The following is a 13,206-nucleotide window of genomic DNA, read 5'->3' as shown; positions in this document are numbered from 1 at the left end:
CGCCCGCTCACGTGCTCGCGGGTACCGCAACGAAAGCACCTTCATCACCATGATCTACCTGATTGGCAGCCCGGTCGGGAGCATGCTGAATCAGGCCCAATCCACATGAAACGTCGAAGAGCCAACATTGATGTATTCAGCAAAACGCCGGGCGTGCGCCTTGAGAGTGAAACACCCGAATAAACATATCAACATAGCCTGAAAGCGCAAAAAGCCGCGAAGCAATCGGAAGAAAACGCTCAGGCCGCTGCTTTTTGCTTGAGTAACAGGGGTAGCAAAAGCGCCAGTAGCGAAATGCGCAGCAGGTGGTGGGTCGTAACGAACGCCGGGTCGATACCCAGCGTCAGCGCTACCAGGCTGAGCTCGGGTGCACCGCCCGGCATATAGGCAAGCAACGCCGCGGCGGCCGAGTAGCCGGTCAGCAAATGGCCGACCCAGGCAGTCACAATAGCAATAACCAGCAGCACCAGCGCCTGAGCCACCGCCATCAACATGGCTCGACCCACCAGTGCAAGCGACGTGCCCGCAAAGCGCACACCTATCGAAACGCCGATAAGCACCTGAGCCAGGGCCACCAGCACTGGCGGGATCGCCGCCTCGGTGACGCCGGTGAGATGCAGCGTCGCCGAGGCCAGCGCCGGCCCAAACAGCAAGGCATTGGGCAAGCGCAGCCGACGTCCCAGCCAGGCACCACCCACCCCGGCAGCGATCAGCCAACCCGTATCAGCCGGCCCCGGCAGCATAAGCCATCGAGCCGGATCCGGCGTGGCATTGCCCAAATCCACATGCCCGATGGCCTGCAACACCGGCGGAATGGCCACCAGCAGCACCATGATACGCACCGCGTGGGTGATGCCGATAACTCTCAAATCAGCGCCGGTTCCCGCCGCCATCATGGTGACCAGTGAAACGCCGCCCGGGACGCCGGCATACAGCGCCGTATCCGGCGAGTATCCGGCGATCCGCCGTGAAAACCACACCGAGAACACCATCATGGCCGCCGTCGCGACCAGCATGATTGCCAAGCTCAAACTCCACCGCCCCAGGGCACCCGAGATATCCGGCGTGAACGCCGAGCCCAGCATCACCCCGATCACTACCAGCACGCCTTGACGACTGCGCGCCGGTGAATGCAGTTCCACGCCGGCCAGACTTGCTGCGGTAGTGGCCAGCATGGCGCCCAGCAGCCAAGGCAACGGCAAGTGCAGCGCAAACGCCAGCGTACCGCCGGCAAGCCCCAGCGCGAGAGCGGGTAACAGCCGGCGCAGAGAAGACAGCACGGAGGGCAAAGCAGGATATCCCCAATGTCAAAGTGACGGGCCCGCCAGACGCAGACCCGATGACGAAGCGTCAGCCTTCTCACTACCGCTGGCGGCCGGCAAGCAGTTTCTCCCCCTGCCTTCAGCTTCTGCTAGGCCATCAAGGCGCGGCAGGCACCACCACTACGGGAACCGTCGCGCGTTTGATGACGCCTTTGGTAATCTTGCCGGCGTAAGACGCCGTGCTGCCCTGCTTGTTGGCAGCCATCACGATCATGCTGAAGCCGCCGTCGGTGGCAAAGTGCGCAATGACCGAGCCGGGATAACCCTCCCGCACCGACTGAGTAACCCGTTGTTCCTGCACTGCCTTCTGCAGCGACGGATAGCGTGTACAGGCCGTTTCAACTTTTTGGGCCAGCTCAAGGCGACGCTCCTCAAGGCGCTGTTCCAGCAGTGCGCTCAAGGTGTCGCGGTCGCGAATATTGGTCTTCAAGGTGTTGAACATGTCCTCAGGAAAGGACTTGGCGACGTGCAGTATGTGCAGGTCGGCTCCGGTGACAAGCGCCAGGTCAGCGGCCTGTTCAAGCACGTGGTCGCAGTTGCCGCGCATGCCGACGCTGCACAGGATCCGCTTTTTCTCTTGGGTCATACTGTCTCCTTGGCTTGTCGGGCGGCGAATGCTCTGGTGCCAACAACGCTCAAAGCATTGCCTTGCTTTACCCTAAATATTTGATCATAACACCCGCGGCAACGGCAGACCCGATAACACCGGCCACGTTGGGACCCATGGCGTGCATCAGCAAGAAGTTATGCGGGTTAGCCTCCAGCCCCACCTTGTTGGAGACCCGCGCTGCCATTGGCACGGCGGATACGCCGGCAGAGCCGATCAGCGGGTTGATCGGGTTTTTGCTGACCGCGTTGAGCAGCTTGGCCATCAACACCCCGCAAGCGGTGCCTATCGCAAAAGCCACAATGCCCAGGCAGAGAATGCCGAGGGTTTCTACCGCCAGAAAGCGGTCGGCCATCAGCTTGGAGCCCACCGAAAGCCCGAGAAAGATGGTCACGATATTAATCAGCGCGTTCTGTGACGTAGTCGATAGCCGCTCGACCACGCCGCATTCGCGCATCAAGTTGCCAAAGCAGAACATCCCCAGCAGGGGGGCCGCATCGGGCAGAAACAGCACGACCAGAATCAGTAGCGCCAACGGAAAAACGATCTTCTCGAGCGCCGAAACCGGACGCAGCTGGGTCATGGCAATGGCACGCTCTTTTTGCGACGTCAGAGCGCGCATGATCGGCGGCTGGATCAGCGGTACCAGCGCCATGTACGAATACGAAGCGACGGCGATCGCACCCAGCAGCTCCGGCGCCAGAATACTCGACACATAGATCGAGGTTGGGCCGTCGGCGCCGCCGATTATGCCGATGGCCGCCGCCTGATCAAGGCTGAAGTCCATCCACCCCATGACCGTCAGAAGCACCGCACCGAGCAGGGTGGCAAAGATACCGAACTGCGCCGCCGCCCCCAGAAACAGCGTACGCGGGTTGGCCAGCAGCGGCCCGAAATCGGTCATCGACCCCACGCCCATGAAGATCACCAGCGGGGCGATACCCGACGCGATAGCCACGCGGTAGAACTGATACAGCATCCCGTGGGCGTAGCCCGAATCCATGGCCATATCATTGGCGGAGCGTACGAGTGTCGGCGACGTATCGCCGTTAAGCGCCTCCCCCAGCGCATGGCGCCAGGTTTCCAGATCGCCACCCGCCGGCAGCGCAACCCGCAGGGCATCGGCCATTTGCTGTAGCAGTTCGGGGCGTCCCTGATGGACGGCCTGCTCGGCGGCCGACAGCGCGAGCCCGGCTTCGGGAATATTTGCCAGGATACCGCCAAACCCGATCGGCACCAGCAGCAGGGGTTCAAACTTCTTGGCAATGGCAAGCCACAGCAGCAGCAGACCAATACACAACATCACGGCCTGGCCAAGACTCAGGTTATATAGCCCGGAGCCGTACCAGAGTGTCAGTATCTTTTCCATGAGGTGTCCTTAAAGCACGATCAGTGCGTCGCCCACGGATACGCTATCGCCTTCCGCTACCTTAACCTCGGAAACCGTTCCGCTCTGGGGCGCGCGCACTTCGGTTTCCATTTTCATGGCTTCAAGAATAAGCACCACTTCGTCCTCGGCAACGCTCTCGCCGGGCTTGACGTTAATCTGGAAAATATTGCCGGCCAGCGGCGCATTGATGCTGACTCCGCTGGGAGCCGCCGGCGGTGGCGCTTCGTTTTCAGCAGGCAAAGCCGGGGCTTGCTGTTGCACCTGGGTGATATCGCCGCCCTCGACCACCTCAACTACATAAGAGGTGCCGTTGACGTTAATCGTGTAGGTCTCGGGGCCGGCAGGCGTAGCCTTGCTATCGGCTTTCCCGGCGCCCTCTTGCGGGGCCTCGGGCGCTGTCGCCTTGCCCGGTACGGCTTCAAACGCTTCGGGAGTATCGCGGTTTTGCAGAAACTTCAGCCCGATTTGCGGGAACAGCGCATAGGTCAGGACGTCGTCAATATGGCGTTCGCCCTCGGCCAGGCGCACCTTCTCCTGTTTAGCCGTCTCGTCCAGCTCCTCGGCGAGCCGCTGCATCTCGGGCGACAGACGGTCAGCGGGGCGCTGCGTGATCGGTTTGCCGCCCTCCAGAACACGCTCCTGGAGTGCTTTATTAAAGGGCGCGGGGGCGGCGCCGTATTCTCCCTTGAGCAAGGCCTGAACCTCCCTCGAAATGGACCCATAGCGCTCGTCCATCATCACGTTCATCAGCGCCTGGGTACCGACGATCTGGGACGTGGGGGTAACCAGCGGAATCAGCCCCAGGTCGTCCCGCACGCGCGGAATTTCGGCCATGACCTCATCCAGCTTGTCGCCTGCACCCTGCTCCTTGAGCTGGTTTTCCATGTTGGTCAGCATGCCGCCGGGCACCTGGGCGACAAGAATGCGCGAGTTGACGCCCTTGAGCGAACCTTCAAATGCCGCGTACTTTTTACGCACCTCGCGGAAATAGGCAGCGATATCCTCAAGCTGCTCAAGATCCAGCCCGGTATCCCGGTCAGTGCCTTCGAGCATCGCCACGACTGACTCGGTAGGACTATGGCCATAGGTCATCGACATCGAGGAAATGGCGCTATCGACATTGTCGATGCCGGCTTCTATGGCCTTGAGAATGGTGGCAGTCGATAGGCCGGTGGTCGCGTGACAGTGCAGCTGGACGGGGATATCCAGAGTGGCCTTGAGCCGAGTGACCAGTTCATAGGCTTCGTAGGGCCTGAGCAGGCCGGCCATATCCTTGATCGCCAGCGAGTCGGCGCCCATGGCGGCAATGGTTTGGGCAAGCTCCACCCAGCTTTCCAGAGTGTGCACCGGGCTTTGGGTATAAGACAGTGTCCCCTGGGCGTGGCCGTCGTTGGCTTTGACGGCGCCAATGGCGCGCTCCAGATTGCGCGGGTCGTTCATCGCGTCAAAGACACGAAATACGTCAATGCCGTTGATCCTGGCCCGCTCGACAAAGCGGTCTACCACGTCATCGGCATAGTGACGGTAGCCAAGCAAGTTCTGCCCCCGCAGCAGCATTTGCTGCGGGGTGTTGGGCATGACTTCCTTCAGCGCCCGGATGCGCTCCCACGGATCCTCGCCCAGATAGCGGATACAGGCATCAAAGGTGGCGCCGCCCCAGGATTCCAACGACCAGAACCCCACCTGATCAAGCTTCTCCGCGATGGGCAGCATATCGTCTAGGCGCATGCGCGTAGCGAGCAGCGACTGGTGGGCATCGCGCAGGACGACGTCGGTGATACCTAGCGGGCGTTTCGTCTCACTCATTGTCGTTTCCTTGTCGTTATGAGCCATCGTTGTGAGCAGTCGTTGTGAGCATGGGAGCGTCAGGTAAGCGCTATCAATGTCAGCGCGGGTGATTCTGGCGATAGCGATGCACCGCCGCACTGAGCACGGCGATTAACTGCTTGTCTTCATGGGGACGCGCCTGTTCGGCAATCGCTTGTGGATGCGCCGGTGCGGTTGAGCCGGGGGGCGGCTCGGGGAACAGGCGCCTAATGGACCAGGACATCAGGGTCGTGATCATGACCAGCACGGTCAGAAACACCACCACGAACCCCATGCCAACTCGCATGAGCGCGAGACTTTCACTGACTAGCTGGGCATCCTGCATAGAGACTGGCTTCCTCCAAACGCGATTGACTCAAGGGTAAATAGCACCTTAGCGCGAGCGCGCTATCCAAAAGCTCCATACCAACGGCCTCAGCGTCCTTCAGCTGCCGCTGCCACTCCCTCAGCCAGTACCTGAACGCTGTCCACAACGGGGATCTGAGTGGTCAAGCCATCGCGGATCACGGAGAGCTCCGTGCACGCCAGCACCAGCACGTCGGCACCACGATGTTGCAGCTCGTCGGCGGCCCTGGTGAAAGCGGCAAGCGTTTCGTCATGATGGCCCTGGCCGCGCTTGACGGCACGGATTACCTCGAGCACCGGCGCTTCGTCTTCGGGGTACAAAAGCGACAGGCCGCGCTCTTCGATAAAGTTTTCGTAAAGGCCGATTTTACGCAGCGCCGGCGAGCAAAGCATACCCACTTTGGCCCCCGGCGCCTGGCGCACGACCTCGTCCAGCGTCATCGCCACAATATGCCAGACGGGGATATCCACCGCCTCCTGGGCATCCTGCCAGTAGTAATGGGCGGTATTGCACGGCATTACCAGAAAGTCCGTGCCGGCTTGCTCCAGGCGACGAGCCATCGCGGCAATGGTCGGCCCGGGGCTCTCCCCGGTCCCCTCAATCAGCGCCTTGATCCGCGAGGGCACCTTGGGATTGTTATCGACCAGCATATGCACATGCTCGATATCATCTTCGGCCGGCGTGGCATCAATCACGCGCTGCATAAACGTCAAGGTTGCGTCGGGGCCCATGCCGCCCAGCACTCCGACCGTCGTGTGGCGGTCAGGATGTTGCGCTTCGGTATCGTTACGGTTCGCGGTCTTGTTCATGGCTTGCCTATTACCTCTCTATTAAAAGCCCATGATGCGAGGCAGCATCAGCGATAGTTCGGGGAAAAATGCCAACACCAGATCAATCACCACCATAGAGCCAACCAGGGGCAGGGCCCGCACGGAAATCCGCTCGATCGACACATTGGCAATGCTTGAGCTAATAAACATATTTTCGCCTAGCGGCGGCGTGGAGAAGCCGATACCCAAACTCACTACCAACACGATGCCAAAATGAACAGGATCAACGCCCAGCTCGACCATGACGGGCAAAAGCACCGGAGTGACAATCATGATCGTCGCCAGAATCTCGATAAACATGCCGACTATTAACAAAAAGCCAATCACCAGCACCCATATTAACCAAAGGCTATCGGTAACATAGAGAATACCCTGAGCAATCATCGCCGGTATCTGATGCTCGACCAGTATGCGACCGAAAGCGGTGGCGGTAAACATAATGATAAGCACGCGTCCGGTAAGCCAGGTGGTGCTTTGAAAGGCCTCATTAAGCCCGCGCAAAGATGACTCTTTGTGAATAAAGATACCCACAAACAAGGCATAAAAAATGGAGACTACGGCGGCTTCGGTTGGTGTAAACAAGCCAGAATAAATGCCGCCAAGAATTACTACCGGCGCCATTAATGACCAAATACCGTCTTTCAGAGCCTTGGCGACACGCTTGACATCGTAGCTGTGCCCTTCTGTCTGATAGCCGTTGCGCTTGGCGGCGATATAGTTGGCCGTCACCAGCCCTACACCGAGGAGCACTCCGGGAATCACCCCCGCCATAAACATCGCAGAGATCGACTCGTTGGCCGTTACGCCATAGATGATCAACGGCATACTGGGAGGAATCACAACGCCCAGCCCCCCGGCCGTTGCGGTCAGCGCAGCAGGGTAGCTCTTGCCGTAACCTCGCTCAATCATCGCTGGAATCACCAGCATCCCCACCGCGGCCGTGGTCGCCGGCCCGGATCCGGAAATAGCGCCAAAAAACATGCAGGCGATGACGGTAGCCGCGCCAAGGCCGCCGGCCGCCGGCCCGGCTAGCTCCTCAGCGATATATATCAAGCGCCGGGCAATACCCGCATCACCCATCAAGGCACCGGCAAGGATGAACGATGGAAGCGCCATGAGGGGAAACGAATTGATAGCGGAAAACGCCAGCTCTATCAACGAACTTATATCTTGTCCGTTGACCACATAGACCGCCATGGAAGCCACACCCAGGGCTACCACTATCGGTGCGCCAAGAAGCAGCAGCACCCCAAAAAATGAAAAAAGGACTGTTGCGGCCATTGTTCTTACCCCTTGTCCGTGTTCGAGTCAGCGTTCTTTTTCTGGTAGGACTCGTCCTCAGTAATCTTGTCGGTTTCCTCCTTCTCTACATCACCCGGCTCAATACCTTTCACCAACTTGAGATACTGAACCTGCAAAACACGGAACGCCATCAGAACAAAAGCAATCGGAAAAATAAAGTAAACGTAAGCCAGGGACCAGCCCAATGCCGGAGACTTATAGGGAAACTCAAGCAGCAGACCGATAAGGTCAAGACTCTTGTAAGCGAGCACCAGACAAAACCCCACCCAAATAAGGTCTACGAATAGCAAAAGCCCCTTGGCCATGTTTTTGGGCAATAGGTTGATATGCACCTGCAGCCGGTTATGCGCACTCAGGTGAGCCGCATGAGTAGCGCCTAAAAACACAAACCAAACAAAAGAATAGCGTGCCAGCTCTTCGATCCATGACATACCGATGCCAAGAACCATCCTCATCACTACCTGGACAAAGAGCAGGATGACGAACACGGCAAGCAGGGCACGGCAGGCGTAGTCTTCTATATAATTGAGTTTTGATAACACGAGAGCATCCTCCCCTCATGGGGTAAGTGATCATAGCCAGGCCGGGCAGCATATACTGCCCGGCCACACCCTATTTCACTCAGCGGCCCAAAGCTTTTTGCATTTCATCGAAGGCTTCCTTACCGCCGACATCGTCATAAAACTCTGGCCAGACCTCTTCCTTGGCAATCTCAATCCATTTGTCTTCGTCTTCCAGGGTCGACACCTCGACGCCCTCTTCTTCCATGTTGGCACGTGCCTTGGGAGCCTCAGTCAGCTGGAACTGAAGCGCATATAGCTGCGATTCAAGACCTGCCCGATCAATAATCGCGCGCTCTTCATCCGACAGCTTCTGGTAGGTTCTAACCCCCATCACAATGGGCTGTAGCGAGTATTGATAATGCACTTCGGTAAGGTAGTCCTGCACCTCATAGAACTTCATTGTATTGTTGACGATATAGGGGTTGTCTTGCCCATCGATAACGCCCTGCTGCAGCCCGGTGAAGACTTCGGGCCAGGACATGCTGATGGGATTAGCGCCCCAAGCATCATAGGTAGCGACCATCTGTTCGTTCTGGGGAAGCCTCACCTTAAGACCGTCAAGGTCCTCAAGAGTGGTCACCGGACGCTTAGAGTTAGTCAGGTAGCGAAAGCCTGAGTATAGCCAGCTGACAATGTGTACTCCGGCATCTTCCTCGGCAATATCGTTCCAGCGGTCGGCCAGCGGGCCGGTAGTCGCCTCAACCGCATCCGCATGGCTGCGGATGGCATAGGGCATGGTCAAGGCGCCCAGACGCGATGCGTAGGGCGTTAGATTCCCCACGCCTACCAGGGCAAAATCCAGCTTGCCGATGCGAGTTCCCTGGATCATTTCTGTCTCAGCGCCAAGCTGACCGCCAGGAAACAGCTCTATCTGCATTTCACCATCGGAGAGCTCTTCGACCATTTGTTTAAAGCGCTGCGCCAACGCCCCCTGGTCGGAGTCCATGGGATCTCCCATGCCGAGTTTGAACGTTTCAGCCTGGGCGGCCTGAACGCTCAGGATGGAAAAGATGACAGTCGTTAATAATGTTTTCTTGTACATTGTTATCACTCCAGTCGGTAAGCGGTTGGTGTTACACAGTGTTGGATTTGCGGGTGACTTCATCCATAGCATCGCCCATCAGCTGGACAATGTCGTCGCAGTCCTTAGCGTCAAAAGTCAACGGTAGACGGAGATCGCAGAGGGAGGCCAAGATGCGATCGGCGTTGGGCAGTGGCCGAGTCGCGGGGAGATACCCCCAGCTATCATAGCGGCTGGTATAGTCTTCCGGCTGCGACTGGCCAAACCACTTGACCGGAATGCCGCGCTCGGCACAGCCAGCGACGAAACCGGCAATCTCCTCACGGGAGAGCGACGGCAGGCGAAACTGGATCGAACTGCCGACAAAGTCTTCCTTTTCATGGCGGGGAACGCGCTCAAAACGCGCCATACTGGACAAGCCGGCATCCATGCGGTGATAGAGCGCATTCCAGCGCGCCTTGCGCGTTTCAAGCTCGGCCAGCTGCGGCCGCAGAACGGCTGCTCGAAGGTCATCCATCCGCCCGCTCATGTTGGGCGTCACGTGCCGGGCTTCGCCATATCCATCCGCTTCGGGCGCTGCCAAATGGCGCTCGTAGAACATGTAGGAACCGGAGAGCACCACCGCTCGACGCATCACTTCGGGATCGTCCGAGCTAAGAAGCCCCCCTTCACCCGAATTCAGGTGCTTATAGGTTTGCGTGCTGTAACAGCCCACCTTGCCGAAGGTGCCGCTTGGCTTACCGGCGAAGTTGGCTCCCAACGTATGGGCACAGTCCTCAATCAGGGTAATGCCGTGGGCCTCACATACCGCCATGACGGCATCCATGTCGGCGATATGACCGCGCATATGCGACAACATGAAGAAACGCGCTCCGGTTTCCCGCGCCGCCGCATCAAGGTCATCCGGATCAATGGTGGTATCGTCCAGGATGTCGACCAGAACGGCTTGACCGCCTGCGGCATGAATACTGCCCGGCACGGGTGAGAGGGTAAAGGCATTACACAGCACGGCGTCACCGTGCTGGAGTCCGCAGGCACGCAGCGCCAGCTGCAGCGCATAGCCGCCTGAGGCACAGGCCAGCGCGAAGGGCACGCCAAGCGTGTCAGCAAACTCTTGCTCAAGCAGTGCAGTCTCCCCCTTCTCGCCTTCTAGCAGGTTATAACGGTGCAGGCGTCCGGTGCGCATGACCGCCACCGCCGCGTCAATCGAGGCGTCGGAAAGCGGTTCTTGCTGGGTGAAAGATTTCGAGAAACGGCGCATATGGCGTACCTCAATAGCGCTGTTGACGGTGGACCGGAAACTGCCAGTCCTCGTCCGGGAAGTATTTGGTCAGACGCCAGTCGCAGGCCCGCGCATGCCCTTCCATACCTTCAACCCGCGAAATACGTGAGCCGACCGCGCTAAACGTACGGTTGGCTTCTTCGCTCAGCTGCTGGGTCGTAAGCACCTTCATGAACTTGTGCACGTTCAGTCCGCCGGAATAGCGGCCAGCCCGTTTGGTAGGAAGAATATGGTTGGTGCCGGAGCACTTGTCGCCGTGGGTGACCGTGCTGCCTTCGCCCAAAAACAGCGAACCGTAGTTGGAGAGGCTCTCCTTCCACCAGTCAAGGTCCTCGCACAAGACCTGGAGATGCTCGCACGCGTAGCGATCGCTGATCTCAACGATTTCCTCGCGGCTGTCGCCCACGATGACTTCACCGTGATCACGCCAGGCTGCATGGACGACATCAGCGTTGGGCATGTCATCGGCAACCTTGGGTACCAGCTCAATGACTTTTTCCCCTACCGCTTTGCTGGTGGTAAATAGCCACACCGGAGAATTCGTTCCGTGCTCGGCCTGAGAAACCAGGTCAACGGCAATGGTCATGGGGTCGGCTTGATCATCGGCGATGATGGCCGACTCGGTGGGGCCGGCGAACACGTCGATTCCCACCTGACCAAACAGCAGCCGCTTGGCTTCGGCGACATAAGCGTTGCCCGGGCCAACGAGAATATCTGCCTCGCGGCCGTCGAAGAGGCCAAAGGCCATAGTGGCCATGGCGTGAACGCCGCCCATTTCGAGGATCACGTCAGCACCGGCCACATCAAGCGCGTAGGCAACAGCCGGGTTAATGCTGTCACCGCGCGGCGGTGAGCAGGCGACCACGTGGGGGACGCCTGCCGCCTTGGCGGTGGCGACGCTCATCAGCGCCGATGCCGCATGGGCAAAACGCCCCCCGGGGATGTAACACCCGGCACAGTTGACGGGCAGTATCCGCTGTCCAAGGCGAACGCCGGGCTCGGTCTCGATCTCAAATGGGGTGAGACTGTCGCGCTGCGCTTCGGCGAAGCGCCGAATCTGGCGATGGGCAAAATCGATATCGTCTTTCACCGACCGGGGCACGCTATCGATAAGCTGCTTACGCTTCGCGTCGCTGAGCGTGAAATCGGAGGTCCAGCCGTCAAACTTTTCAGCATACTCACGGACTGCGGGCTCACCGCGCTCACGGATATCCTCCAGCATTTTCTGCACTGAGGCAGTGGTGCGCTGATCTTCGGAGGCGGCTTCTTCCCCTCCCTCCGCCGACTTAAGATACTGAATTGTCATTGTCTTCTCCGAAATGGAGCTAAAGTTCAAAGGATCGTTGAAGTTGCCCAAAGACACTTAGCCGCTCAGCGGCCCGGCTTAGGCCTGCGCGTTAGGCCTGGTAGTCAGGAAGCCCAAAGGCGTTGGTATAGCCAAACAGGGCAACGCTGCCGCCGGTGTGGAGGAAGACCACGTCTTCACCTTCCTTGAAGTGCCCCTGGCGAATCAGATCGATCAGCCCGGCCATCCCTTTGCCGGAATACACCGGATCGAGCAGGATGCCTTCGTGGCGCGCCAGCAGCGACACCGCCTCCACCATGCTGTCGGTGGGAACACCGTAGCCGTCACCAACGTAGTCGCAATTGGCAATGACCTTGTCGCGGTTGACCACGCCGGACAGCCCCAGCTTGGTTTCCGTCTTCTGCGCCAGGGCAAAGACGTTGGCTTCTTGCTTATCCTTGGGCGCGCGCACGCCGACACCCAGTACCGGAATGCCCGCATTGCAGGCCTCAAGGCCTGTCACAAGCCCGGCCTGTGTGCCGGCGCTGCCGGTCGCGTGTACCAGGTGATCGATTTGCAGACCCATGTCGTTCGCCTGCGTCAGCAGCTCAAGTGCTGCATTCACGTAGCCGAGCGCGCCAATTTCATTGGAGCCGCCGCCGGGAATGATGTAGGGCTTTTTGCCTTCGCTCTTCAGCTGCTCGGCCAGCTTTTCCATCTCGGCCGCCATGTCGGCACCCCCCGGACGCTTGCTGACGGTAGCACCGTGCAGCTGGTCGAGGAGGACGTTACCGTTGTAGTTGTAGTCGGGAGCCTCACTACCGGTACGATCTTCGAGTAGAATATGGCAGTCCATTCCCAGCTTGCAGGCCGCGGCTACGGTCTGGCGGGCGTGGTTTGACTGGGTAGCCCCCTGAGTGATGATGGTGTCGGCATTCTGCTCCAGGGCATCGGCCATCAGAAACTCAAGCTTGCGCGTCTTGTTGCCGCCCGTAGACAAGCCGGTGCAGTCGTCGCGCTTGATCCACAGGCGCGGCCCGCCCAGCAGGCGGCTCAGATTATCCATGGGCTCTAGCGGTGTCGGCAGATGGCCAAGCCGAACACGGGGAAAACGGGAAAGATGCATACGGGCCTCCAGGCGGGTGGTTTTGTGCATAACGTGCTCTCATCGCAACCATCGGCTAAATAACGGAATACTACGTTTCACAACCGATCGGTCTGCCCTCAACGCTAGCCCCCACGTCTTGTTGCTTACCAATGCCAAGATACTCACGATCGGTTATTTTTTTGCATAGCCAGCAAAAAACACTAGGGTCTGTTGACGTTTCATGGCAGGGGTATTGGCAGGATAGGGGCAAGCTCGCAGAATAAAGGTTCCTACGCCAACAAACTGCAAGCCTGCCATGCCCCGACAAATGCTCACGGATGAAC

12 protein-coding genes are annotated in these 13,206 nt (G+C 58.9%); all 12 read right to left on the bottom strand.

The features are described from left to right. Window positions 1–239: 239 nt before the first annotated feature. The 12 genes from RS027_RS12960 to cuyA all read right to left on the bottom strand — a co-directional run bounded on the left by RS027_RS12960 (window position 240) and on the right by cuyA (window position 12,901). On the bottom strand, window positions 240–1,280 hold the full coding sequence (locus RS027_RS12960; protein WP_311957610.1) for an AbrB family protein: 1,041 nt from the start codon (window positions 1,278–1,280) through the stop codon (window positions 240–242). Window positions 1,281–1,419: 139 nt separating this feature from the next. Further along, window positions 1,420–1,908, bottom strand: coding sequence for a universal stress protein (locus tag RS027_RS12955; protein WP_311957608.1), 489 nt, complete (start codon window positions 1,906–1,908; stop codon window positions 1,420–1,422). A 67-nt stretch (window positions 1,909–1,975) separates the two neighbouring features. Beyond that, window positions 1,976–3,298, bottom strand: a complete 1,323-nt coding sequence (locus RS027_RS12950; protein ID WP_311957606.1) for a sodium ion-translocating decarboxylase subunit beta — start codon at window positions 3,296–3,298, stop codon at window positions 1,976–1,978. Between the two features lie 9 nt (window positions 3,299–3,307). Next, entirely contained in the window at window positions 3,308–5,125 is a 1,818-nt protein-coding gene (gene oadA / locus RS027_RS12945) for a sodium-extruding oxaloacetate decarboxylase subunit alpha (protein WP_311957605.1), read from the bottom strand. 79 nt (window positions 5,126–5,204) lie between these two features. Continuing rightward, window positions 5,205–5,471, bottom strand: a complete 267-nt coding sequence (locus RS027_RS12940) for an OadG family protein (RefSeq protein ID WP_311957604.1) — start codon at window positions 5,469–5,471, stop codon at window positions 5,205–5,207. Between the two features lie 89 nt (window positions 5,472–5,560). Next, window positions 5,561–6,301: a cysteate racemase gene (gene cuyB, locus RS027_RS12935; protein ID WP_311957602.1), complete on the bottom strand. Its 741-nt coding sequence runs from the start codon at window positions 6,299–6,301 to the stop codon at window positions 5,561–5,563. Between the two features lie 21 nt (window positions 6,302–6,322). Beyond that, a complete protein-coding gene (locus RS027_RS12930) occupies window positions 6,323–7,603 on the bottom strand; it encodes a TRAP transporter large permease (protein WP_311957600.1) in 1,281 nt (426 codons plus the stop codon). Window positions 7,604–7,608: 5 nt separating this feature from the next. Continuing rightward, the gene (locus RS027_RS12925; RefSeq protein WP_311957597.1) at window positions 7,609–8,166 is read right to left on the bottom strand and encodes a TRAP transporter small permease; all 558 of its coding nucleotides are present in this window, start codon (window positions 8,164–8,166) and stop codon (window positions 7,609–7,611) included. A 79-nt stretch (window positions 8,167–8,245) separates the two neighbouring features. Further along, entirely contained in the window at window positions 8,246–9,229 is a 984-nt protein-coding gene (locus tag RS027_RS12920; RefSeq protein WP_311957596.1) for a TRAP transporter substrate-binding protein, read from the bottom strand. 31 nt (window positions 9,230–9,260) lie between these two features. Continuing rightward, the gene (locus RS027_RS12915; protein ID WP_311957595.1) at window positions 9,261–10,469 is read right to left on the bottom strand and encodes a DegT/DnrJ/EryC1/StrS family aminotransferase; all 1,209 of its coding nucleotides are present in this window, start codon (window positions 10,467–10,469) and stop codon (window positions 9,261–9,263) included. Window positions 10,470–10,479: 10 nt separating this feature from the next. Then, a complete protein-coding gene (gene hisD / locus RS027_RS12910; RefSeq protein WP_311957594.1) occupies window positions 10,480–11,853 on the bottom strand; it encodes a histidinol dehydrogenase in 1,374 nt (457 codons plus the stop codon). A 34-nt stretch (window positions 11,854–11,887) separates the two neighbouring features. After that, window positions 11,888–12,901: a D-cysteate sulfo-lyase gene (cuyA, locus tag RS027_RS12905; RefSeq protein ID WP_311957593.1), complete on the bottom strand. Its 1,014-nt coding sequence runs from the start codon at window positions 12,899–12,901 to the stop codon at window positions 11,888–11,890. Between the last annotated feature and the right edge of the window lie 305 nt (window positions 12,902–13,206).

Origin of the sequence: Halomonas garicola (genome assembly GCF_031935715.1) — a bacterium.
Taxonomy (GTDB): Bacteria; Pseudomonadota; Gammaproteobacteria; order Pseudomonadales; family Halomonadaceae; genus Vreelandella; species Vreelandella garicola.
This window is presented reverse-complemented; position numbering and strand designations above follow the sequence as displayed.